Annotated in this window: 20 protein-coding genes; 10 read left to right on the forward strand and 10 right to left on the reverse strand. The window is 69.7% G+C overall.

Annotated features, from left to right (window positions below; translation table 11 throughout):
* The 4 genes from CJZ86_RS01525 to CJZ86_RS01540 all read left to right on the forward strand — a co-directional run.
* Nucleotides 1–1,401 (forward strand): SpoIID/LytB domain-containing protein (locus CJZ86_RS01525; protein ID WP_094584218.1); only part of this gene is annotated, 1,401 nt, incomplete at its 5' end.
* A gap of 13 nt (nucleotides 1,402–1,414) precedes the next feature.
* On the forward strand, nucleotides 1,415–2,863 hold the full coding sequence (locus CJZ86_RS01530; protein ID WP_233133772.1) for a glycosyltransferase family 2 protein: 1,449 nt from the start codon (nucleotides 1,415–1,417) through the stop codon (nucleotides 2,861–2,863).
* Between the two features lie 213 nt (nucleotides 2,864–3,076).
* On the forward strand, nucleotides 3,077–3,505 hold the full coding sequence (locus CJZ86_RS17580; protein ID WP_094584219.1) for a sulfotransferase family 2 domain-containing protein: 429 nt from the start codon (nucleotides 3,077–3,079) through the stop codon (nucleotides 3,503–3,505).
* 24 nt (nucleotides 3,506–3,529) lie between these two features.
* The gene (locus CJZ86_RS01540; protein ID WP_094584220.1) at nucleotides 3,530–3,811 is read left to right on the forward strand and encodes a hypothetical protein; all 282 of its coding nucleotides are present in this window, start codon (nucleotides 3,530–3,532) and stop codon (nucleotides 3,809–3,811) included.
* 250 nt (nucleotides 3,812–4,061) lie between these two features.
* Here the strand turns inward: CJZ86_RS01540 and CJZ86_RS01545 are convergent, their stop codons facing one another.
* From CJZ86_RS01545 to tig, 6 genes are all read right to left on the reverse strand, one after another.
* On the reverse strand, nucleotides 4,062–5,879 hold the full coding sequence (locus CJZ86_RS01545; protein ID WP_094584221.1) for a DNA polymerase III subunit gamma/tau: 1,818 nt from the start codon (nucleotides 5,877–5,879) through the stop codon (nucleotides 4,062–4,064).
* Nucleotides 5,880–5,906: 27 nt separating this feature from the next.
* Nucleotides 5,907–6,641 (reverse strand): lecithin retinol acyltransferase family protein, encoded by a 735-nt coding sequence (locus CJZ86_RS01550; protein WP_094584222.1) that lies wholly within the window; start codon nucleotides 6,639–6,641, stop codon nucleotides 5,907–5,909.
* 83 nt (nucleotides 6,642–6,724) lie between these two features.
* Complete coding sequence (locus CJZ86_RS01555) at nucleotides 6,725–7,708, reverse strand: glycosyltransferase family protein (RefSeq protein WP_094584223.1); 984 nt, start codon at nucleotides 7,706–7,708, stop codon at nucleotides 6,725–6,727.
* Between the two features lie 3 nt (nucleotides 7,709–7,711).
* Nucleotides 7,712–9,085 carry an ATP-dependent protease ATP-binding subunit ClpX gene (gene clpX, locus CJZ86_RS01560; protein ID WP_094584224.1) on the reverse strand — a complete coding sequence of 458 codons (1,374 nt, stop codon included), beginning with the start codon at nucleotides 9,083–9,085 and terminating at the stop codon, nucleotides 7,712–7,714.
* A 108-nt stretch (nucleotides 9,086–9,193) separates the two neighbouring features.
* Nucleotides 9,194–9,835, reverse strand: coding sequence for an ATP-dependent Clp endopeptidase proteolytic subunit ClpP (clpP, locus tag CJZ86_RS01565; RefSeq protein ID WP_094584457.1), 642 nt, complete (start codon nucleotides 9,833–9,835; stop codon nucleotides 9,194–9,196).
* A gap of 141 nt (nucleotides 9,836–9,976) precedes the next feature.
* Nucleotides 9,977–11,431 carry a trigger factor gene (gene tig / locus CJZ86_RS01570; RefSeq protein ID WP_094584225.1) on the reverse strand — a complete coding sequence of 485 codons (1,455 nt, stop codon included), beginning with the start codon at nucleotides 11,429–11,431 and terminating at the stop codon, nucleotides 9,977–9,979.
* Between the two features lie 264 nt (nucleotides 11,432–11,695).
* Between tig and CJZ86_RS01575 the strand changes: the two genes are divergently transcribed.
* The 3 genes from CJZ86_RS01575 to CJZ86_RS01585 all read left to right on the forward strand — a co-directional run bounded on the left by CJZ86_RS01575 (nucleotide 11,696) and on the right by CJZ86_RS01585 (nucleotide 15,654).
* Nucleotides 11,696–12,778 carry an aspartate-semialdehyde dehydrogenase gene (locus CJZ86_RS01575; protein ID WP_094584226.1) on the forward strand — a complete coding sequence of 361 codons (1,083 nt, stop codon included), beginning with the start codon at nucleotides 11,696–11,698 and terminating at the stop codon, nucleotides 12,776–12,778.
* Nucleotides 12,775–13,704, forward strand: coding sequence for a 4-hydroxy-tetrahydrodipicolinate synthase (gene dapA, locus CJZ86_RS01580; RefSeq protein WP_094584227.1), 930 nt, complete (start codon nucleotides 12,775–12,777; stop codon nucleotides 13,702–13,704). The genes CJZ86_RS01575 and dapA overlap by 4 nt, the downstream gene beginning before the upstream one ends.
* Nucleotides 13,705–13,776: 72 nt before the next feature.
* Nucleotides 13,777–15,654: a ribonuclease J gene (locus tag CJZ86_RS01585; RefSeq protein WP_233133774.1), complete on the forward strand. Its 1,878-nt coding sequence runs from the start codon at nucleotides 13,777–13,779 to the stop codon at nucleotides 15,652–15,654.
* Nucleotides 15,655–15,728: 74 nt separating this feature from the next.
* On the opposite strand, the gene CJZ86_RS01590 is transcribed toward CJZ86_RS01585, so the two are convergent.
* Entirely contained in the window at nucleotides 15,729–16,475 is a 747-nt protein-coding gene (locus tag CJZ86_RS01590) for a hypothetical protein (RefSeq protein ID WP_094584228.1), read from the reverse strand.
* Entirely contained in the window at nucleotides 16,468–17,499 is a 1,032-nt protein-coding gene (tilS, locus tag CJZ86_RS01595) for a tRNA lysidine(34) synthetase TilS (RefSeq protein WP_233133775.1), read from the reverse strand. The genes CJZ86_RS01590 and tilS overlap by 8 nt, the downstream gene beginning before the upstream one ends.
* Nucleotides 17,500–17,522: 23 nt before the next feature.
* On the opposite strand from tilS, the gene CJZ86_RS01600 reads away from it, so the two are divergent.
* The 3 genes from CJZ86_RS01600 to uvrB are packed head-to-tail and all read left to right on the forward strand — an operon-like array spanning nucleotide 17,523 to nucleotide 20,804.
* Complete coding sequence (locus CJZ86_RS01600; RefSeq protein ID WP_094584229.1) at nucleotides 17,523–18,293, forward strand: DUF561 domain-containing protein; 771 nt, start codon at nucleotides 17,523–17,525, stop codon at nucleotides 18,291–18,293.
* A gap of 27 nt (nucleotides 18,294–18,320) precedes the next feature.
* Nucleotides 18,321–18,743 carry a phage holin family protein gene (locus CJZ86_RS01605; RefSeq protein ID WP_094584230.1) on the forward strand — a complete coding sequence of 141 codons (423 nt, stop codon included), beginning with the start codon at nucleotides 18,321–18,323 and terminating at the stop codon, nucleotides 18,741–18,743.
* Between the two features lie 51 nt (nucleotides 18,744–18,794).
* The gene (gene uvrB, locus CJZ86_RS01610; RefSeq protein ID WP_094584231.1) at nucleotides 18,795–20,804 is read left to right on the forward strand and encodes an excinuclease ABC subunit UvrB; all 2,010 of its coding nucleotides are present in this window, start codon (nucleotides 18,795–18,797) and stop codon (nucleotides 20,802–20,804) included.
* Nucleotides 20,805–20,825: 21 nt separating this feature from the next.
* Here the strand turns inward: uvrB and mscL are convergent, their stop codons facing one another.
* Nucleotides 20,826–21,218 (reverse strand): large conductance mechanosensitive channel protein MscL, encoded by a 393-nt coding sequence (gene mscL, locus CJZ86_RS01615; protein ID WP_094584232.1) that lies wholly within the window; start codon nucleotides 21,216–21,218, stop codon nucleotides 20,826–20,828.
* A gap of 32 nt (nucleotides 21,219–21,250) precedes the next feature.
* Nucleotides 21,251–22,036, reverse strand: a complete 786-nt coding sequence (locus CJZ86_RS01620) for an EAL domain-containing protein (RefSeq protein ID WP_158219479.1) — start codon at nucleotides 22,034–22,036, stop codon at nucleotides 21,251–21,253.
* Nucleotides 22,037–22,081: the final 45 nt, after the last annotated feature.

A 22,081-nucleotide genomic window follows, 5' to 3' on the forward strand; every position in this document is an offset into this window, starting at 1 on the left:
CCGGTGCTGGCGGTGGCCCTGGCCGCCCGCCTGGGTCCGGCGCCCGGGGAGGCATCCGCGGCCCCGCCCCTGCGCCTGCGCGGCAACGGCGGCCTGCTCACCCTGATCGACGCCAGCGGCCAGCGCTTCCAGGCTCCCTCCCTGGCGCTGCACTGGCGTCGGGAGCTGCTGCCCGGGCCCGTGACGCTGCGGCGCCGGGTGCTGGGTCCGTTCGCCAGTTTCGAGAGCGCCGAGCAGGCGGCCGGGCTCTGGCGTTCCATGGGGGTGGCGGCCGTGATCGCCCGGCCCCGTGACTGGGAGGTGTGGGCCCCCGCCGGCGCCCCCGATCCAGCCGGACTGCCCGAGGGGCTGCGGCTGGGGAGCTACGAGCGGACGGTCAGCGAGCGGGTCGGCCTGGAGCTGCGCCGGGCCCAGGGGACGGTGCCCCTGGCCGGGCCGATCCGGATCGAGGCCCCCGGCGGCCTGCTCTGGGACCGGGGGGTCTACGCCGGCCCCTTCCAGCTGCTGAGCGACGCCCACGGCGGCTGGAGCCTGGTGGAGCAGGTCCCCCTGGAGCGCTACCTGGAGGGGGTGGTGCCCCATGAGATCGGAGCCGGGGTGCCGGCGGCGGCCCTGGAGGCCCAGGCCGTGCTGGCCCTCACCTGGGCGGTGCGCAACCAGCACCGCTTCGCGGCGGATGGCTACCACCTCTGCGCCGACACCCAGTGCCAGGTGTACAGCGACCCACGCGACGCCGGTGCTGCCGTGCGCCAGGCCATCGCCGCCACCCGGCTGGCCGTGCTGGTGGGTGCCGATGGACCGATCCACGCCGTCTACCACGCCAGCAACGGCGGCATCAGCGCCGCCTACCAGGAGGCCTGGAACGGGCCGCCGGTCCCCTACCTGAAGTCCTTCCCCGACGGCCCCGCCCCCTTCCAGGCCCGCTTCCCCGTGCCCCTGGCGGCCGCCGCCCTGCCGACCCTGCTGCGCGACGGCCAGGCGGCCTGGGGGGCCGACCATCCCGTGTTCCGCTGGCAGCGGCGGCTCACGGCTGCCCAGATCGCCGCGGCCCTCAGGCCGGAGCGGGGCGTGGGACGGCCCACCGCCCTGAAGGTGCTGGCCCGGGGTCCCAGCGGAAGGGTGCTGGCCCTGGAGGTGCAGGGAACAGCGGGCCGCACGGTGCTGCGGCTGGATGCGATCCGCCGCACCCTGCGCACCCTGCCCAGCACCCTGTTCACCCTGCGGCCGGAGGGTGAGGGGTCCTGGCAGCTGACCGGTGGGGGCTTCGGCCACGGGGCCGGTCTCTCCCAGCAGGGGGCGATCGACCTGGCCGGTCGCGGCTGGAGTGCGCGCCGGATCCTGGCGCACTACTACCCGGGCACCTCCCTCCAGCCCCTGGGGGCCGGCGGCGATTCCCCCTAGAGTCACCGCCTGGATGAGGTTCACCATGGCTGCCGGCGGCAGTGTCAGCAGCGGTCCCAGCGGCAGTCCCAGCGGCAGTGGCAGCGATCAACGCCGTGCCAAGGCGGCCCTGTTCCTCGCCTGCTGCGGCCTGGTGGGAATCGCCCCCCACTGGCTGCCCCCGGGCCGCAGCCTGGTGCCGGCCCTCACCCTGGCGACCCTGCTCGGTGGCTATAGCCTTCGGACCGTTCTGCTGCAGGCCTTCCGCCGCAGCCCCGGCGATGCGCCCGCGGCGACGGCCCAGGCGATGCCTGAGCCGAGCACCTGCCCGGCCGTCGATGTCGTGGTCGCCGCCCGTGACGAGCAGGCGGTGATCGCCCGGCTGGTGGAGCGCATCGCCGCCGTGCGCTGGCCCGAGGGCCAGCTGGCCCTGTGGGTGGTCGATGACGGCAGCGACGACCGCACGCCCGAGCTGCTGGCCGAGCTCCAGGGGCGCCATCCCTTTCTGCGGGTGCTGCGCCGACCCCGGGATGCGGGCGGTGGCAAGTCGGGGGCTTTGAATCTGGTGCTGCAGCAACTGGCTGGCCGCTGGATGCTCGTGCTCGACGCCGATGCCGATCTGCAGCCGGATGTGCTGGAGCGCCTCGTTCCCTGGGCGGAGGCCGGCGGCTGGGCGGCGGTGCAGCTGCGCAAGGCGGTGGCCAATGCCGGGACCAACCTGCTCACCACCGCCCAGGCGATGGAAATGGCCTTCGACGCCATGATCCAGGAGGGGCGTCTGGCCAACGGCGGCGTGGCCGAACTGCGGGGCAACGGCCAGCTGCTGTCACGGGACGCGCTCCTGAAGGTCGGGGGCTTCAACGAGGACACGGTGACGGACGATCTCGACCTGAGCTTCCGTCTGCTGCTCGAAGGCCTGCCGATCGGCGTGCTCTGGGATCCGCCGGTGCAGGAGGAGGCGGTGCTGACCCTGCCGGCCCTCTGGCGCCAGCGCCAGCGCTGGGCCGAGGGGGGCCTGCAGCGCTTCTTCGATTACGGCCCGGGCCTGGTCTCCAACCGGCTGGGGTTCAGCCAGAAGCTCGATCTCACCTGCTTCTTCCTGCTGCAGTACGTGCTGCCGGTGGTGGCCAGCGCCGACCTGATCGGCACCATGCTCACCCGCACGGCCCCCACCATGTGGCCGTTCTCGATCGTGGCCCTGGCCCTTTCGGGCATGGCGATCGCCACCGGCTGCCGCCGGCCGTCGGAGGGTCCGCCCCTGCCGGCGATGAACCCCTTCAGCGCCGGCCTGGGCATCGTCTACCTGGTCCACTGGTTCCTGGTGATCCCCTGGGTGACCCTGAAGATGGCTTTGCTGCCCAAGAAGCTGGTCTGGGTCAAGACGCTGCATCTGGGTGAAACGTTTGAAGCCCATGATGCGGAGGCCGAGGCAGAAAGCGCCGACGAGGAGCCCGGATTTGCTGCGGAAACAGGTCGGGTCTGAATCGTCACCACGGCGCCCTCTCTGATGGGGTTGCGTTCCAGATGCTCTGCGCCCTGGACGTGACGTCCTGAATGGTTTCTGAGTGGGATGTCATCAGGACATCTCGTCAGTCCCCATGGTGACGATGATCGAGCTGATGATCTAATCTGGATGGGGTCGGGCAGTTCAGTTATGGTACGATTTCGAAAATCGGTATTTCCCATTTAGCTGGTCATGCCATTATTCCGTGAACCAGGAATTACGTTCATCCATATTCCCAAAACCGCTGGCACATCGATCGAGTTGGCTCTTGGCCTCGACCTGAATCCAGCCATTGAGAATCCAGCCATTGAGAATCCAGGCGTCTGCTTTGGCAGACTCGCTTCTCCCGACCTGATGAAGCTGGAGTTGAGCTCCCAGTTCCTCCAGCATCTTCGCTTGGGTGAAGTTGAGAAGTTGCATCCTGATTTCGTTCGAGATAGCTGGGTTTTCACCGTGGTTCGCGATCCTTGGACGCGCCTGGTTTCTTCTTTCCGGCGTAAGGATCGGGCCATGGCTGATTTTGCAAAGTGGTACTACGGCCTTGACCTGCATGCCCTTGATTTCGAGCAGTATGTGGAGCTCGCGGCCTCTCATGATCTGCTGCATCTCAGGTCCCAGTAAAGCTTTCTGGAAGGCTCTGCGACGGTGAACGTCTTCTATTTTGAGCACCTTTCTGATCTCATGCAGGTGCTCTCCCAGCGCCTGGGCAGGGCCCTGGTCCTGCCGAAGGCCAACGGCCCTGACTCCCCATTGAAGCGGCTTTCCTCGCGCCAGGAGCGCAAGCTCAGGCAGAGGGTCGCCGAGATCTATGCGGAGGATTATCAACGGTTCTACCCTGGCCACACACCCATGGAACCCGATTCCATGGCGTCCGCCCTGGCCCAGAGCTTTGGTTCCCGGCTCGCCCGGGTATTCGGGTCCTCATGAAGGGCAAGCGCCACCACTGATCGCTCGCAGACGGCTCGCAGATGGCCAGCAGCTTCGCTGATCCCTTCGGCAGGCAGGCCGCCACCCCATTGTTTGCCATCGCCTGACGCATCAACTCTGGACGAATCAAGATCCTCCCGGTCATCCGACGATCCGCGGCGACCAGCCGGCAGAGATGGGCTTTCCTGCGTTGTGTTCGGTCAGGGTCCTGTTGTCTCTCCGGCAGAGGATTCCATTCGAGAAGGATCCTTTACTCCGGATCTCCGATGATTCCACTGATCACTTCACCGTTGAAGAATTCAGCCAGCCGGCTGGCCTGCGTATCGATGGCAGCGGTGCTGGTGGCGGGTGCTGCCGCCCTGGTTTCGCGGGCCTCCTCCCTGACGGCCGGCGCTGCAACAGATGACGGGGTCGCCACTGGCCCGTCCGCGGCGATCGTGCCGTTGGTCAGGGGTGTCTGGCTGGCGGCAGGGGCAGGGGCGGGGGCTGGTCGGGCCGGTGGAGGCTGGCTGGTCGTCGGCCGGGGCCCCATGCTGTCTCCCCCCGCCTCAAGGGCGACCTGGCGCGGACTGCCCAGGGCACTGGCCACCGCTTTCTCCAGCAGGGGCAGGCGGCTCTGAACCATGGCCATCCAGGTGCCGGCCACCCGCACCACCGCCCGCCGCTCATCCAGCCGCAGCAGCTGGGCCTGCTGGGAGAGCAGCATCCGGGTGGAGGGGAGCTCCAGCCCGGCCAGGACCTGCTGCCACAGCTCGGCCAGATCCTCGCTGGCGGGCGCCGGATCCGACGGGGCGGTGGCCGGATCCGCCGAGGTCGTTACCGGGGTCGTGGCCGGGGTCGGTGCCAGCTGGGTGGGCGGTGGGGATGGCGCAGCGGCCCCCGCGGGCTCCGGGCTGCGGGCGACCCGCTGGCCTTCGGCGCCGGGCGGGTGCGGCACCGCCGGGGCGGCGGCGGGTGCGGCGGCCACGGTGGCCGGTTCGGCGAGCAGGCCCAGCAGCAGCACCTCCAGCCACAGCCGCGGTTGCACGCTGTGGCGCAGCTGCTGTTCGCTGCCCTTGAGCTGGGACTGCCACCGCAGCAGGCGGGCCTTGCCGATCCGGCGCGCCACCTCCGGCAGCCGCGGCCGCAGCTCGGGTGTCACGCTCGTGAGCTCCAGCCGGTCGGGCGCCACCCCCGCCAGCAGCAGATCCCGCAGCAGGCTGACCAGCCCCTGCAACACGGCGGCCGGTTCCCGCCCCCGGTCCAGCAGTTCGCGGCAGCCCTCCACCACCTGCAGAGGATCCGCCGCCGCCATGGCTTCGGCCAGCTGCAGCAGTTCCACTTCCGGCACCGCGCCCAGCAGGTCCCACACCGCGTCGGCGGCGATCGGGGCCGGCAGCAGGCTGAGCTGGTCGAGCAGGCTCTCCGCGTCCCGCAGACCCCCCTGGGAGCGCTGGGCCACCAGGTGCAGGGCCTCCGGGGTGATGCCGATGGACTCCTCGGCGGCGATCCACTGCAGATGCCCCACCAGGGCCTCCAGGGGGATGCGGCGGAAATCGAAGCGCTGGCAGCGGCTCAGGATCGTGGGCAGCACCCGCTGGGGATCGGTGGTGGCCAGCACGAACACCACCCGCGGCGGCGGTTCCTCCAGGGTCTTGAGCAGGGCGTTGAAGGCGGCGGTGGAGAGCATGTGGCACTCGTCCACCACGTAGACCTTCCAGCGGGCCTGGACCGGGGCGAAGCGGGACCGTTCGATCAGCTCCCGGATGTTGTCGACGCCGGTGTTGGAGGCGGCGTCGATCTCGATCACATCGAGGGCGTTGCCGGCGGCGATGTCGAGGCACAGCTGGCAGCGGCCGCAGGGCTCCGGGGTCGGTCCCGGGCTGGCCAGGCAATTCAGCGAACGGGCCAGGATCCGGGCGCTGGAGGTCTTGCCCGTGCCCCGGGGGCCGCTGAACAGGTAGGCCGGGGCGATGCGGTTCTGGAGCAGGGCCTGGCTGAGGGTGTCGGCCACCGCCTTCTGGCCCACCAGCTGGTCGAAGCGCTGGGGCCGGTACTTGTGATGAAGGGGCTCGTAGGCCTGGACCATGCACCCTGCCCTGACCGGATAGGGAGCCTAAGGCGGGCCGCCTTCGGTCGGATCGGGACCCGCCGGCTCCAGCAGCCGCTGCAGCCTGTCCTCCATTTCCTCCACCGCGGCCAGCTGGTCGGCCAGGTTCTGCCCCGCCAGGCGCAGCCGCTCGAAGGGGTCGCTGCCCGAGGTGATGGGGCCATCCCCTTCGCCCCAGCGCCGTTCGGCCCGGGCCAGCTCCTCCTCCAGGCGCTCCTGAAGGCGGAGGCGCAGGCCATCGAGCTGCTCCAGGCTGCGCCGGGCGAGTTCCCGGCCCCGGGCCAGCTGCTCGGGGTCGAGGCCGCTGGCCAGGGTCTCGGCGAGGGACTGGCCCTGGCGCAGCAGCACCCGGGCTCCGGTGAGCAGGGCCGCCGGCACGAACTGGCCCAGGGCCAGGGCGCCGAGGCTGCCGGTGTGGAGCCAATCCTCCACCTGGGCGCTGCGATGCCGGCCGGTCTTGCACCAGTGGGCGAAATGCTCGCAGTTGTTGAACAGCAGGTTGTAGCGCTGCTCCCCGATGCGGCCCATGGCCCGCCGCAGGGTGACCCCCACCGGCGAGCAGGCGCCCTCCGGGTAGCTCACGGCGCTGATGGGCTCCCCGCGGCTGAAGTCCTGCAGGGGGCTGCGCAGGATTTCCCGACCCTCCAGGTAGTGGGCCACGGTGCCGTCCCCCAGATCGATGCCGTGGTGCAGGAACAGGCCGTGCTGGCGGGGGGCCTGCAGGTGATCGGCGGCGGCCAAGGAGCGGAGCGGAACAGGGGGAATTCGCTCAGCATCGCGTCACCGGCGTGGCCGGGGATTCCCTCCGGGGTGGGGATAGCCGCTCACCGGGGCGCGCCGCTGCCCCTGGCGGTTCCCCGGACGCGCTTGAGGAGGTGGAGCACGGTGGCCCGCCGCTGCCCGGAGAGCCAGAGCCGCTCCACCGTCCGGTAGCCGCCGTAGCGGTGGCCGCGCCAGTCGAGCAGGCGGGCCAGGCCGCGGCCGGAGTTCGGCCATGGCCTCGAAAAGCGGATCGCCCGCCGCACGTTCGCCGTCAGCTGCTCCGTGCTCAGGTGCTTCGCCTGCTCCACCAGCTTGGCGAAGGAGTGGTCCTTCCAGCCCCCCGCCGACCAGAAGTGCCAGACCACGGCCTCCGGGGAGAGATCCCAGGCCGGCAGGACCATGGTGTTGAAGGCATTCGGCAGTGTGGCACTGGTCACCAGGCCGCGCTGCAGGGTGGTGTTGAAGGAGGGTTGATCTTTCAGCAGCTCCCCGGCCCGCACGCCCTCGTGCCAGAGCCGATGCCATTCAGCAAAGAAGGCATGGACAGCGGGGGTGTCCTTCCAGCAGAACACACCGCAGTTGAAATACCGCGTCAGGTCCAGTGGCCAGCCCAACTCGAGGGCCTTGATGACATGGGGGAGGGTCCGGAGATGCCCGTCCATGTCCCAGCGGTTGTAGTCAGGAACGGCGGCGAAGTCCCAGTCGCCCTGGGGGAGGGCCGTGAGGGATCCCCGAACGAGGGTGTCGGAGTCGATATGGATGCCGCCGCCACGGAGGAAGCGGGGCAGCTGGGTCTTCATCCAGCGATGGCGATAGATCAGCGATCCCTCCGGCGTCTCCACCGCCTCGACGCTGTCGCAGAGCCCCGGCAGACGATGGCCGCTCTCCTGGAGCCACCGTGCGCTCTCGCTGTCACAGAGCAGGCGGACGGGGAGGGAGGGATTGGTGAGCTTCAGCGACAGAATCGAGACCAGCGCCATGTCGGCGTAGACCTCCGACCCTTCGCGCACCGTGACGAGGTAGACCGCCTGATCGAGCACAGCCATGGGTCAGGCTGTGGCCTGTTCCCCCCGGAGCCCGTCGAGGTCGGCGGCGGCACTGATCGGCAGCACCTTGGCCTTGCTGCGCTGCTCCACCAGCTCCCGGGTGATGGTGAAGGTCTGGACGTCGCGGCGGGAGGGCAGGTCGTACATGACGTCGAGCATCAGCTCCTCGACGATGCCCCGCAGGGCCCGGGCGCCGGTCTTGCGGCGGTGGGCCTCGGCGGCGATGGCCTCGACGGCCCCCGGTTCGAACTCGAGCCGCACGTTGTCCATGCTCAGCAGCGTCTGGAACTGCTTCACCAGGGCGTCACGCGGTTCGGTGAGGATCGCCTCCAGGGCGCTGGTGTCGAGGGGTTCGAGCACCGCGCTCACCGGCAGCCGGCCGATGAACTCGGGAATCAGGCCGTAGCGCACCAGATCCTCCGGTTCGAGGTGACGCATCACCTCGCTGGATTGCTTGTCCTTGCCGGAGCGCACCCGGCTGCGGCCATCGGCCGGCAGGAAGCCGATCGCGTTGCGGCCCATCCGTTTCTGGACCAGGTCCTCCAGTCCCACGAAGGCGCCGCCGCAGATGAACAGCACCTGGCTGGTGTCGATCTGGATGCAGTCCTGGTAAGGGTGCTTGCGGCCGCCCTGGGGGGGCACGTTGGCCACGGTGCCCTCCAGCATCTTGAGCAGGGCCTGCTGCACACCCTCACCGGAGACGTCGCGGGTGATCGATGGGTTCTCGCTCTTGCGGGCGATCTTGTCGATCTCGTCGATGTAGATGATGCCCCGCTGGGCCTGTTCGACGTCCAGATCCGCCTTCTGGAGCAGGCGCAGCAGGATGTTCTCCACGTCCTCGCCCACGTAGCCCGCCTCGGTGAGGGTGGTGGCGTCGGCGACCGCGAACGGCACATCGAGCATCTCCGCCAGGGACTGGGCCAGGAGGGTCTTGCCGCAGCCGGTGGGGCCGATCAGCAGGATGTTCGACTTGTGCAGGCGGGTGGCTGTCTGATCCGTCTCGCCCTTGCCGTCCCCCTGCCAGGCCAGCCGCTTGTAGTGGTTGTAGACGGCCACGGCCAGCACCTTCTTGGCCTCCTCCTGGCCCACCACCTGCTGGTCGAGGAAGCTCTTGATCTCCTGGGGCCTGGGGATGGTGGCCAGGGTGGGGGCGGGTCGGGCCGATTTCTTCGCCGGGGTCTTGCGGCCCCCGTCGGCCATGGGCCGGCCCGGGGGGCCATGGCCGTGGTGCTCGACCAGTTCCTCGTCGAGGATCTCGTTGCAGAGATCGATGCACTCGTCGCAGATGTAGACGCCAGGCCCGGCGATCAGCTTGCGCACCTGTTCCTGGGACTTGCCGCAGAAGGAGCACTTCAGATGGGCGTCGAACTTGGCCATCGGCAAGGAGGCGGCGGGAGCGGCGGTGGTCGCCCTGGGTATGGCGGCAGGATGGACCTGCTTCCAGGATCGACCCCAGCCGTCGATTTGTCAGTCGTTCCTGAAGTTCTAGGGGACGACAGGGGCTGGGGCGTCATCGACCACCCGGTCGATGAGTCCGTATTCAACCGCCTCTGCTGGGGAAAGGAAGTAGTCCCTGTCCGTATCTTCAGCGATCTTGTCCAGCGGCTGGCCGGTGTGCTCGGCCATCAGTCCGTTGAGGGTGTCCTTCAGGAAGAGGATCTCCCGGGCCTGGATCTCGATGTCCACCGCCTGGCCCTGGGCGCCCCCGAGGGGCTGGTGGATCATGATCCGGGCATTGGGGAGGGCCATCCGCTTGCCGGGTGCCCCACCGGTGAGCAGGAAGGCCCCCATGCTGGCGGCCAGCCCGTAGCAGATGGTGACCACGTCCGGCGCCACCTGCTGCATGGTGTCGTAGATGGCCAGGCCGGAGGTCACCGAGCCGCCCGGGGAGTTGATGTAGATCTGGATGTCCTTCTCGGGATCCTCGGCTTCCAGGAACAGCAGCTGGGCCACCAGGGAATCGGCCACCTGGTCGTCGATGCCCGTGCCGAGGAAGATGATCCGCTCCCGCAGCAGCCGGGAATAGATGTCGAAGGCCCGGTCGCCGCGGCCGGACTGCTCCACCACCGTGGGCAGCACCCCAGGGGCGGCGGTGGGGCCCGGAGCGACCATCCCGTTCCAGGGCATCGGCCCCTGCCACCGGTTGGTCACCGGATGGGGGAGGGTCCCCGACGGGCCCGCCAGGGCGGCGGGCAGCCAGTCGGGGATCAGGGGCGGTCGGGCGTCGATCACGCGGTTTCGCTGGCGGACGGGGGGAGTGGCCTCAATCTATGGCTGGGCGTCGTCCTCCCGGGCCTTGGCGCCGGCGGCTCCCTTCTTGGCCTTGGCGGCCTTGGCCGGCTTCGGCGGCTCTTCGCTGCTGGTCGGCGCCGCTTCGGTCTCCTCCGCGGCCGGGGCCTTGTCGGTGATCGTGCTGTTGGCCTCGAGCCACTCCAGCAGCTTCTCCTTCAGCAGGTCCTCGGCCACCGCCAGGCGCAGCCGCTCCGGGTCGATCGCGGCACTGTCGCTGAGGCCCTTGCGGATCTCGGCCAGCCTGGCCTCGAGGTCGGCGGCGGGCACCTCGATCGTCTCGGCCGCGGCCAGGGCCTTGAGCGCCAGGCTGCGCCGCAGCCGCTGCTCGGCCTCGGGCCGGGAGGTGTCCATGAGGCTGCGCACCAGATCGGGGGTGAACAGCTTCTTGACGTCCATGCCCTGCTGGGAGATCTGCCCGGCGGTCTGCTCGATCAGGTTGCGCACCTCCTGCTGGATCAGGGTCTCGGGCAGCTCCACCTCCAGCTCCTCCACCAGGACCGCCAGCAGGGCCTCGTGGCGGTTGGCGCGATGGCGGCGCTCGGCGTCGTCACGCAGGCGCGTCTCCAGGTCGGCGCGGAGTTCGGCCAGGGTCGGCTTGTCGCTGGCCTGCTGGGCGAAGGCGTCGTCAAGGGCGGGCAGCTCCCGGGTCTTCAGTTCCAGCAGGGTGATGGCGAACAGGGCCTCCCGGCCCGCCGCCTGCTCCTGGGGGTAGCTGTCGGGGAAGCGGCAGGAGACGTCGCGGCTGTCCCCGACGGCCATGCCGATGATGCCGGCCACGAAGCCTGGGATCATGCGGCCCTCCTCCAGCTCCACTTCCATCCCGTCGCTGCTGCCGCCTTCGATGGCTTCGCCGGTATCGACAAAGGTGCCGCGGAAGGCGATCTGGGCCACGTCACCCTCGGCGGCGGGCCGGTCCTCCACCGGCACCAGGGTGGCCAGCTGGCGGCGCGACTGCTCGATCAGTTCGTCCACCCGGGCCGGGTCGAAGGGCACGGGCTCCGCCTCGGCCTTGAAGCCCTTGGTGCTGCGCAGGGTGGGGGTGGGCTCCACGTCCATCTCCAGGGTGATGGTGAGCTCCTCCCCGGGCGTGAAGCGCTCCAGAACGCGCTCGAAGGCTTCGCTGAGTTCGGGCCGGCCGATGGCCTCGATGGCCTCCTGCTGCATCGCCTCCCGCACGACCGCATCGACCAGGTCCTCGAGGGCGGTGGCGCGGATCCGCAGCGGTCCGATCTGCTGCAGCAGCACCGGCCGGGGCACCCGTCCCTTGCGGAAGCCGGGCAGCTTGACGCTGCGGCTCAGCTTCTCGAGGGCGGTCTCGTAGCTCTTCTGGCTGCGCCCCGCAGGCACGGCGACCTCCACCGCCAGACGGCTTCCGGGGCGCGGGGAGGTGGTCACCCGGAGGTTGGCTTCGGTGCTGGCGGCAGGACTCATGAAACGGGGCTCGCTTCGGGCAGCCCCCCATCCTAGAAACTGGCCGTTCCGGGCCTCCGCCACGTATTGTGCGATCGACGCATCGGCGCGCCCATATCTCCAACTGAAGAGTTCGATCCGGCCATCAGGCCGGAGGCCTTGTCTCAGGTTCCCGTCCCCGGGCCCTCCCGCCCCATCCGTTTCCCGATCCCCTCCCAGGGTTTCCTTCCGGGCCCCGTCTCCAGTCAGCAGGCCCTCTCCCGCCACCCGTCCCGTTTCCCCCCGTTGACCGTCTCAGCGACCCTCCCCTCCCCTCCGCGCCACCTGCCCTCGAGGCCGTTGCGCATCGCCATCCTTGGCGCCACCGGAGCCGTGGGCCAGGAGCTTCTGGTCCTGCTGCAGGAGCGTGGTTTTCCGGTGGCGGAGCTGCTGCCGCTGGCCTCGCCGCGCTCGGCGGGCCAGGACCTGGACTGGCGGGGCGAGCGCCTGCGGGTGCAGCCGGTCGGTGCCGACGCCTTCGAGGGCATCGACCTGGTGCTGGCCTCCGCTGGCGGTTCGGTGTCCCGGCAGTGGGCGCCGGTGGCCGTGGCCGCCGGCGCGGTGGTGATCGACAACTCCAGTGCCTTCCGGATGGATCCGGCCGTGCCCCTGGTGGTGCCCGAGGTGAATCCCCAGGCCGCCTTCGCCCACGGCGGGATCATCGCCAATCCCAACTGCACCACCATCCTGCTGACCCTGGCCCTGGCCCCCCTGGCGGCCCGGCGGCCGATCCGCCGGGTGGTGGTCAGCACCTACCAGTCGGCCAGCGGTGCCGGCGCCCGGGCCATGGAGGAACTGCGCGACCTGAGCCGCACCGTGCTGGCGGGGGGCGAGCCGGTGAGCACGGTGCTGCCCCATTCGCTGGCCTTCAACCTCTTCCTGCACAACTCGCCCCTGCGGCCCAGCGGCTACTGCGAGGAGGAGCTCAAGATGCTCCACGAGACCCGCAAGATCATGGGTCTCCCCGATCTGCGCCTGACGGCCACCTGCGTGCGGGTGCCGGTCCTGCGGGCCCATTCCGAGGCCGTCAACATCGAGTTTGAGGAGCCCTTCCCCGTGGCGGAGGCCCGTGAGCTGCTGGCGGTCGCCCCCGGGGTCGAGCTGATCGAGAACTTCGAGACCAACCGCTTCCCCATGCCCACCGATGTCACCGGCCGCGATCCGGTGGCCGTGGGCCGCATCCGCCAGGACCTCAGCGATCCCTGTGCCCTGGAGTTGTGGCTCTGCGGTGACCAGATCCGCAAGGGAGCCGCCCTCAATGCCATCCAGATCGCCGAACTGCTGCGGGACCCCGCCGCGGCCGATGCCGCCGCCGGAGGTGGCGCTTGAGCACGGCCACCCTGCAGGCGCCCAGCACGGCTCCCTCCCCCGAGGCCCCCTTCGGGCGGGTGCTCACCGCCATGGTGACCCCCTTCCAGCCGGACGGGGCCGTCGATCTGGAGCTGGCGGCCCGGCTGGCGGACCATCTGGTCCGCCACGGCTCCGATGGCCTGGTGCTGTGCGGCACCACCGGCGAGTCCCCCACCCTCACCTGGCAGGAGCAGCATGAGCTCTTCGCCGCCGTGAAGGGGGCGGTGGGGAGTCGCGCCACCCTGCTGGCCGGCAGCGGCAGCAACTGCACCGCGGAGGCGGTGGAAGCCACCGGCGAGGCTGCCGCCCTGGGCGCCGACGGCGCCCTGGTGGTGGTGCCCTACTACAACAAGCCCCCCCAGGAGGGACTGGAAGCCCATTTCCGCGCCGTGGCCCAGGCCGCCCCGGAGCTGCCCCTGATGCTTTACAACATCCCCGGCCGCACCGGCTGCAGCCTGGCCCCGGACACCACGGCCCGCCTGCTCGACGAGGCCAACGTGGTGGGCTTCAAGGCCGCCAGCGGCACCACCGAGGAGGTCAGCCGGCTGCGGGAGCTCTGCGGCGATCGCCTGGCGATCTACAGCGGCGACGACGCCCTCACCCTGCCGATGCTGGCGGTGGGTGCGGTGGGCGTGGTCAGCGTGGCCAGCCACCTGGTGGGTCCCCGGATCCGGGCCATGGTCCAGGCCTTCCTGAGCGGCGACGTCGCCGCCGCCCTTGACGAGCACCAGCAGCTGCTGCCCCTGTGCAGGGCGCTCTTCTGCACCACCAACCCCATCCCCGTCAAAGCCGCCCTGGAGATCTGCGGCTGGCCGGTGGGTGCCCCCCGACTTCCCCTGCTTTCCGCCGATACCGCCGTGCGACAGCGCCTTTCCTCGATCCTGGCTGCCCTGCGTCCCACCTGACGCCAAGGCTGATGTCCAGAGTCATCTCCGCTTCCCGTTCCTTTCCATCGCCACCCCCGAGTCCCTAACTACATGTCCAGTCAGAACGTCAATCCCATCGTCCGCTCCGGCAACGGCGCCAAAGCCAAGCACCAGGGCCTGCGCGTCATCCCCCTGGGCGGCCTGCACGAGATCGGCAAGAACACCTGCGTCTTCGAATACGGCGATGAGCTGATGCTCGTTGATGCCGGTCTCGCCTTCCCCAGCGATGGCATGCATGGCGTCAACGTGGTGATGCCCGACACCAGCTACCTGCGCGAGAACCAGAGGCGCATCCGCGGTATGGTGGTCACCCACGGCCACGAAGATCACATCGGCGGCATCCCGCACCACCTCAAGAACTTCAACATCCCCATCATCTACGGCCCCCGGCTGGCCATGTCGATGCTGCAGGGGAAGATGGAGGAGGCGGGCGTCACCGACCGCACCACCATCCAGACGGTGGGCCCACGGGATGTGGTGCATGTGGGCCAGCACTTCAAGGTGGAGTTCATCCGCAACACCCACTCGATGGCCGACAGCTTCACGCTGGCCATCACCACCCCCGCCGGCGTCGTCATCTTCACCGGTGACTTCAAGTTCGACCATACCCCCGTCGATGGCGAGGCCTTCGACCTGCAGCGCCTGGCCCATTACGGCGAGCAGGGGGTGCTGTGCCTGTTCAGCGATTCCACCAACGCCGAGATCCCCGGTTTCACGCCGCCGGAGCGGGCCGTGTTCCCGAACCTGGATCGCCACATCAGCCAGGCCGAAGGCCGGGTGATCATCACCACCTTCGCCAGCTCGATTCATCGTGTGTCGATGATCCTGGAACTGGCGATGAAGAACGGCCGCAAGGTGGGGCTGCTGGGCCGCTCGATGCTCAACGTGATCGCCAAGGCCCGGGAGCTCGGCTACATGCGCGCCCCCGATGATCTGTTCGTTCCCATCAAGCAGATCCGTGACCTGCCCGACCGCGAAACCCTGCTGCTGATGACCGGCAGCCAGGGCGAACCGCTGGCGGCCCTCAGCCGCATCTCCCGCGGTGAGCATCCCCAGGTGCAGGTGAAGTCCAGCGACACGATCATCTTCTCGGCCAGCCCGATCCCCGGTAACACCATCTCGGTGGTGAACACCATCGACCGACTGATGATGATGGGGGCCAAGGTTGTCTACGGCAAGGGCGAGGGCATCCACGTCTCCGGCCACGGCTGCCAGGAGGACCACAAGCTGATGCTGGCGCTGGCCAAGCCGAAGTTCTTCGTGCCCGTGCATGGCGAGCACCGCATGCTCGTCTGCCATTCCAAGACGGCCCAGTCGATGGGGATCCCGGCCGATCACATCCTGATCATCGACAACGGCGACGTGGTCGAGCTCACCCCTGACTCCATCAACAAGGGTGAGCCGGTGAAGGCCGGCATCGAGCTGCTCGACGCCTCCCGCAACGGCATCGTCGATGCCCGGGTGCTCAAGGAGCGCCAGCAGCTGGCCGAGGACGGCGTCATCACCCTGCTGGCGGTGATCACCACCGACGGTGTGATGGCGGCGCCGCCGCGGGTGAACCTGCGCGGTGTGGTCACGGCCGCCGATGCCCGCAAGCTCTCGGTCTGGGCCGAGCGGGAGATCACCTGGGTGCTGGAGAACCGCTGGAACCAGCTGGCCCGCAACACCGGTGGCAAGGCCCCCGATGTCGACTGGGTGGGCGTGCAGCGGGAAGTGGAGGTGGGCCTGCAGCGCCGCCTGCGCCGCGAGCTGCAGGTGGACCCGCTGATCATCTGCCTGGTGCAGCCCGCCCCCGCCGGCACCCCGGCCTACAAGGGTCGGGCCGATGCCGAGCCAGACACCCGGCCGGCGCCCCGCGGCGGCCGCCACGGCCACGGCCACCGTCGCAGCGCCGGCCCCCGTGGCGGCGGCCAGCAAGGCCCCCGTTGAAGAGCCGGAACCCACCGGCCGCGTCCGTCGCCGCCGCTCGGCCGCGGCGGCGGGCTGATCGCCCGGGGGCAGGCTCAGCGGACCCTGACCAGCATCAGGCCGCTGAGCAGCTCCTCGTCCTCCTTGTTCATCGGCGCAGCCGTGGCTGGGCTGGACTCCTGCCAGCTCAGTTCCACGTCGTCGGCCAGGGTCGGGTCCGCCTGGTGCAGCTCGATCAGCTCGGGCTCCTCCACCACCTCCGGGATCAGCGAGGGCTCGCTCCAGGGGGCCGCCGGCGTCGCGGCCGTCGCCGCATCCGGGCCCTCCTCTGCGGGTGCCGACTCCAGATCGGCGGCCGGGGACGCGGCTGCCGCTGCCGCGGTTGCGGCCCCCGTCTTGGTCAGCCAGGGGGCCGCCGGGCCGGTGACCGCCTGAGCGGTTGCCGCCGGGGCTGTGGCCCCCTCGGCGAGGAAACCGGGGGAGGGCGCGGCGCTGCCAGCCGCCGCTGGCCCCGTGGTCGGGGCGGCGGCGGCCTCCTCGATGGCGCACTGTTTGAGACCCTGCTCGGCGATCCTGGTGAGGGCGGCCTCGCTGTTCTGCTCGGCCACGGTTCCGTAGTACCCGGCGGCGGTGGCCTTGTCCCCGTAGCCGTAGAGCTGGGTGTGGCCCAGCAGCAGCTGCAGCCGCAGCTTCAGCCCGGTGAGCTGGGGGTTGTCCGATTGCTGCAGTTCCTGCAGCAGCTCCCCCCCATCGCCCACCACCGTGCCCCACTTCTCCCTGGAGTAGGCCTGCTCGATCACCGCATAGCGCTGGGCGGCGTCGTTGGCGCTGGTCTCAGCCATGGAGCGGGTCGGGTGGGCGGACCCACAGTGTGCTGTGATCCCAGTGCAGTTGCCATCCTTCGGCCAGATCCAGCCGGCCCGGATTCCGCCCGCGGGCCAGCCGGTCCACCAGGGTTTCGAGGCCTCTGGCTCCCGGATCCCGCCCCAGGTGCCGCCGCAGCCAGTGGTGCAGCAGCCGTCGCTGGCTGGCCGGGGCCAGGCTGGCCAGGCGTCGGCGCGGCAACCGAGCGGTGTCCTCTCCCTGCTGCAGTCCCGCCAGGGCCAGGTCCAGCAGTTCCGTCTCGGCCGCGAACTGCGCCTCCAGGCGCTCCGCCTGGGCGCTGATCCGCCGACTGGCCCCGGGATGGAGGGCCTCCAGCACCGGCATGACGTCGGCGCGCAGCCGGTTGCGGGCGAAGCGCAGATCCGCGTTGCTGCTGTCCGTCCAGACGGGCAGGCTCCGCTCCCGGCAGAGGCGGCCGGTGTCGCTGCGGTCGAAGATCAGCAGCGGTCGGGCCAGCTGCAGGGGGCTGGAGGCCGCTTCCAGGGGCCGGCTGGCCCCCAGGCTGGCCAGGCCCCGCAGGTGGCTGCCGCGGGCGAGGTTGAGCAGCACGGTCTCGGCCCGGTCGCTGGCGGTGTGGCCCGTCACCACATGGGTGCAGTTCCCCTGGAGGGCCGCCGCGGCCAGGCAGCCGTAGCGCCAGTCCCGGGCTGCGGCCTCGCTGCCGGGCACCGGATCGGCCCGGTCGAGCCTCAGGTCCAGTCCCTGGCTCCGGGCCCACCGGGTCAGTTCCCCGGCCTGCTGGGCCGCGTCGGGGCGCCAGCCGTGATCGCCGTGCCACAGCTGCAGCCGCCAGCCGTGCAGGGGCTGGAGGTCCAGCAGGAGGGTGGTGAGGGCCATGGAGTCCTGCCCGCCGGACACGGCCAGCAGCAGCGACCCCCCCGCCGGCAGCAGGGCGGGCTGGCGCAGCAGGTGCCGGTGCAGGCGCGCCTGGTCGCTTCCCCAGGGCCGCCGGCCCTGGCAGGGGTCGGGTGGGAGAATCACAGCATGCGTCCTTCCGTCCGCCGATGACCCGCCTTTCCAGCCTGCCCACCGCCCTGCAGCAGGCGATCCGTCAGGGGCGGGCGCTGAAGGTCATCGCCGGCCTCGACAACTTCGACGCGGCCCGGGTGCAGCGGGTGGTCCGGGCCGCCGCCGCCGGCGGCGCCGACCTGGTGGATCTGGCCTGTGACCCCACCCTCGTCCGCCTGGCCGTGGCGCTGGCACCGGGTCTGCCGGTCTGCGTCTCGGCCGTGGATCCCGCCCTGTTCCCGCCCGCCGTCGAGGCCGGTGCCGCCATGGTGGAGATCGGCAACTACGACAGCTTCTATCCCCAGGGGCGGATCTTCGGTGCCGACGAAGTGCTCGCGCTCACCCGTCGCACCCGGGCGCTGCTGCCGGAGACCGTGCTCTCGGTCACCGTGCCCCACACCCTGCCCCTCGACGAGCAGGAGCGGCTGGCGGTGGAGCTGGTGGCCGCCGGCGCCGATCTGATCCAGACGGAGGGCGGGACCAGCGCCCGTCCTCTCAGCGCCGGTGCCCTGGGCCTGATCGAGAAGGCCGCCCCGACCCTGGCGGCCGCCCATGCCATCAGCCGGGCGGTGGATGTGCCGGTGCTGTGCGCCTCCGGGCTTTCCGCTGTCACGGTGCCGATGGCCCTGGCCGCCGGTGCCGCCGGTGTGGGCGTGGGCTCCGCCGTCAACCGCCTCGACGATGAGCTCGCCATGGTGGCGGTGGTGCGTGCCCTGCGGGAGGCCCTGCCCGTGGCGTCGATGGTTCAAAGCGAACAGCCTCAGTAAGGTGAAAGGGTTGCGGCATCGCTCCCCATGGGCTCCCTCACCTGGCTCCTTCAATGGCCGATCCGGGCCCTCATTCTGCTGCTGGTGGCGCGACTGCCCGTGGGGGTGGAGCTGGCGAGCTTTTCCGCCGCCCTGCTGTCGGCCATTGTCATCGCCCTGCTGGGCACCCTGCTGATCCTCCCCCTGAAGCTCCTGCTGGGGCCGGTCTGGTTCGTCTCCTCCCTGGGGGGCCTGATCAGCCCGGTGTCGTTCCTGTTCAACTGGCTGATCACGATCATCCTGTTCAGCCTGGCCGCCTGGCTGATCAAGGGGTTCCGGCTTCACAACGGTCTGATCAGCGCCATCCTCGGGGCCCTGGCCTACAGCGTGCTGAGCAGCGTGGTGCTGGGCTGGATGGGCCTGGATGTGCCCCTGACCCGGGCGATGGCGGCGGCCTCCGGGGTGGGCTGACCGGTTTTCCCTGCCGGGCCGTTCCCCGTTCGTGACCGCCAGAATGGTCCGATGCCATTCCAGCTTCACGCGCCCTACGAACCAAAGGGCGACCAACCCGCCGCCATCGAGGCGATGGTGAAAGGCGTCGACGGGGGCGAACGCTTCCAGACCCTCCTCGGCGCCACCGGCACCGGCAAGACCTTCTCGATCGCCAACGTGATCGCCCGTACGGGGCGTCCCACCCTGGTGCTGGCCCACAACAAGACCCTGGCGGCCCAGCTCTGCAACGAGCTGCGGGAATTCTTCCCCAACAATGCCGTCGAATACTTCATCTCCTACTACGACTACTACCAGCCCGAGGCCTACGTTCCCGTCTCGGACACCTACATCGCCAAGACCGCCTCGATCAACGAGGAGATCGACATGCTGCGGCACTCGGCCACCCGGTCGCTGTTCGAGCGCCGCGATGTGATCGTGGTGGCCTCGATCAGCTGCATCTACGGCCTCGGCATCCCCTCGGAATACCTCAAGGCCGCCGTGAAGTTCGAGGTGGGCGACAAGCTGGATCTGCGCGGCTCCCTGCGGGATCTGGTCAACAACCAGTACTCCCGCAACGACATCGAGATCAGCCGCGGCCGCTTCCGGGTGCGGGGCGACGTGCTGGAGATCGGCCCGGCCTACGAGGACCGGCTGGTGCGGATCGAGCTGTTCGGTGATGAGGTGGAGGCGATCCGTTACGTCGATCCCACCACCGGCGAGATCCTCCAGAGCCTGGAGACGATCAACATCTACCCGGCCAAGCACTTCGTGACCCCCAAGGAGCGGCTGCAGGGGGCGATCCAGGCGATCCGGGCCGAACTGCGCGAACGGCTCGAGCTGCTCAACGGCCAGGGGCGTCTGCTGGAGGCCCAGCGACTCGAGCAGCGCACCACCTACGACCTGGAGATGCTGGAGCAGGTGGGTTACTGCAACGGGGTGGAGAACTACGCCCGGCATCTGGCGGGCCGGGAGGCCGGTACGCCGCCCGAATGCCTGATCGACTACTTCCCCGACGACTGGCTGCTGGTGGTGGATGAGAGCCACGTCACCTGCTCCCAGTTGCAGGCCATGTACAACGGCGACCAGAGCCGCAAGCAGGTGCTGATCGAGCACGGTTTCCGGCTGCCCAGCGCCGCCGACAACCGGCCCCTGAAGGGGGACGAGTTCTGGGAAAAGGCCCGCCAGACCATCTTCGTCTCGGCCACCCCCGGGGCCTGGGAGCTGGCCCAGAGCAAGGGCCAGGTGGTGGAGCAGGTGATCCGCCCCACCGGCGTTCTCGATCCGATCGTGGAGGTGCGCCCCTCGGAGGGTCAGGTGGACGACCTGCTCGGCGAGATCCGGGTGCGGGCGGATCGGCAGGAGCGGGTGCTGGTCACCACCCTCACCAAGCGCATGGCCGAGGACCTCACCGACTACCTGGCCGAGAACGGGGTGCGGGTGCGCTATCTGCACTCGGAGATCCATTCGATCGAGCGGATCGAGATCATCCAGGACCTGCGCAATGGCGCCTACGACGTGCTCGTGGGCGTCAACCTGCTGCGGGAGGGCCTCGACCTGCCCGAGGTGTCCCTGGTGGCGATCCTCGATGCCGACAAGGAGGGCTTCCTGCGGGCGGAGCGCTCCCTGATCCAGACCATCGGCCGGGCGGCGCGCCACATCGACGGGGTGGCGCTGCTCTACGCCGACAACCTCACCGACTCGATGGCCAAGGCGATCTCCGAGACCGAGCGGCGCCGGGTCATCCAGCACGCCTACAACGAACGCCACGGCATCACCCCCACCCCCGCCGGCAAGCGGGCGGGCAATGCGATCCTCTCCTTCCTGGAGCTCTCCCGCCGGCTCACCGACGACCAGCTGGAGGTGGCGGCCGAGCAGGCCGAGCAGAACGAGGTGCCCCTCGATGCCCTGCCCGAGCTGATCACCCAGCTGGAGGACAAGATGAAGGCGGCGGCCAAGAGCCTGGAGTTCGAGGAGGCCGCCAACCTGAGGGACCGGATCAAGAACCTGCGCCACAAGCTGGTGGGCCGGCCCGCGGCCTAGGGCACCCACCGCCGCTGCGGCCTAGAGCGCCCGCCGATCCAGGGCTTCGGCCAGGCGGTTGGCGGCGGCCGCCAGTTCGGCCTGGGGATCGGGCCCGGCATCGGCGGCCTTGATCTCCTCCTGGCGTTTCATCGCCTCGATGGCCCGCACGATCAGGAACACCACGAAGGCGATCACCAGGAAGTTGATCAGGGCCACGATCACCGTGCCGGCGGGCCAGGCACTGATCGAATCCACCTGCGCCGCCTTCAGGGCCGGCTCCAGCAGGTTGGTCATCACCAGGCTGACGATGGCATCCACCACCTTGCCGAAGGCACCACCGATGACGACGGCCACCGCAAGATCGACCACATTGCCCTTGTTGATGAACGCCTTGAAGTCGCTCAGAAAGGAGGTGGCGGCGCGCCGGGCCATGGGATTCTTGCGTGAATGTCGTCCTTCCTACTTCACGGCTGGAGGTCCCCGTCGGCGTCCTGCGGACCATTGGTTCGCTGATGGAAGCCGATCAGGGCGGCGGCGGAGATCGGAGGGGACAGGAGGAAGCCCTGGGCGGCCTGGACCCCCGCCTGCATCAGCACCTGGAGTTGCTGGTCCGTCTCGACCCCTTCGGCGATGACCATCAGCCGGGACGAGCGGATCAGGGCGGTGAGTCCGTCCAGCCACTCAGGATTGGGCGTCTCCGGGGTGATCATGGCCAGCATCTCGCGATCCACCTTGATGATGTCGAAGGGGCAACGGCCGAGGATGGCGAGATTGGCGCCCCGCAGCAGGCTGACGTCATCGAGCGCCATCTTGATGCCGAGTTGCTGGGCCTGGAACATGCCCGCCAGGCCCAGGGCATCGGGAAGCCCCCGCTCGGTGACCTCCAGAATCAGCTGGGGAATCATGTCGGCCAGGCCGGATTTCATCGCGGCGTAATAGACCCCGCCCCGTCCGGTGATCTCCGGTGGAACGTTGAGACTGAGATGCACGTCGGCATGGCGCCGTAACCAGTCCTTGAGTTCCGCCGCCGCAGTCTCGATCACCCAGTAGGTGAGCACACCCGCGGCGGGGGTGGACTCCAGGGACGGGATGAACTCTCCGGGCATCACCAGAGAGCCATCGGCCCGCCGCCAGCGGATCAGGGCTTCGGCTCCGATGCAGCGGAGATCCGGGAGGGACAGGATCGGCAGATACTCGAGAAAAAACTCACCCTTCGCCAGGCCCTCCGCGATCTCCTCGGGTCGGATCATGAGAATCTCCGTCCCATGGGAAAGGTGATGGTTCGAAAGAGATTG

The sequence above is a fragment of the Synechococcus sp. BO 8801 genome (assembly GCF_002252675.1).
Taxonomy (GTDB): Bacteria; Cyanobacteriota; Cyanobacteriia; order PCC-6307; family Cyanobiaceae; genus Cyanobium.

Coding starts and splice junctions, on each gene's coding strand:
- CJZ86_RS01530 (WP_233133772.1), top strand. CDS start 1,415: ATGAGGTTCACCATGGCTGCCGGCGGCAGTGTCAGCAGCGGTCCCAGC.
- clpX (WP_094584224.1), bottom strand. CDS start 9,085: ATGGCCAAGTTCGACGCCCATCTGAAGTGCTCCTTCTGCGGCAAGTCC.
- uvrB (WP_094584231.1), top strand. CDS start 18,795: ATGCCATTCCAGCTTCACGCGCCCTACGAACCAAAGGGCGACCAACCC.
- tig (WP_094584225.1), bottom strand. CDS start 11,431: ATGAGTCCTGCCGCCAGCACCGAAGCCAACCTCCGGGTGACCACCTCC.
- CJZ86_RS17580 (WP_094584219.1), top strand. CDS start 3,077: ATGCCATTATTCCGTGAACCAGGAATTACGTTCATCCATATTCCCAAA.
- CJZ86_RS01590 (WP_094584228.1), bottom strand. CDS start 16,475: ATGGCTGAGACCAGCGCCAACGACGCCGCCCAGCGCTATGCGGTGATC.
- CJZ86_RS01605 (WP_094584230.1), top strand. CDS start 18,321: ATGGGCTCCCTCACCTGGCTCCTTCAATGGCCGATCCGGGCCCTCATT.
- clpP (WP_094584457.1), bottom strand. CDS start 9,835: ATGCCCTGGAACGGGATGGTCGCTCCGGGCCCCACCGCCGCCCCTGGG.
- CJZ86_RS01585 (WP_233133774.1), top strand. CDS start 13,777: ATGTCCAGTCAGAACGTCAATCCCATCGTCCGCTCCGGCAACGGCGCC.
- mscL (WP_094584232.1), bottom strand. CDS start 21,218: ATGGCCCGGCGCGCCGCCACCTCCTTTCTGAGCGACTTCAAGGCGTTC.
- CJZ86_RS01555 (WP_094584223.1), bottom strand. CDS start 7,708: ATGGCTGTGCTCGATCAGGCGGTCTACCTCGTCACGGTGCGCGAAGGG.
- CJZ86_RS01600 (WP_094584229.1), top strand. CDS start 17,523: ATGACCCGCCTTTCCAGCCTGCCCACCGCCCTGCAGCAGGCGATCCGT.
- CJZ86_RS01545 (WP_094584221.1), bottom strand. CDS start 5,879: ATGGTCCAGGCCTACGAGCCCCTTCATCACAAGTACCGGCCCCAGCGC.
- CJZ86_RS01620 (WP_158219479.1), bottom strand. CDS start 22,036: ATGATCCGACCCGAGGAGATCGCGGAGGGCCTGGCGAAGGGTGAGTTT.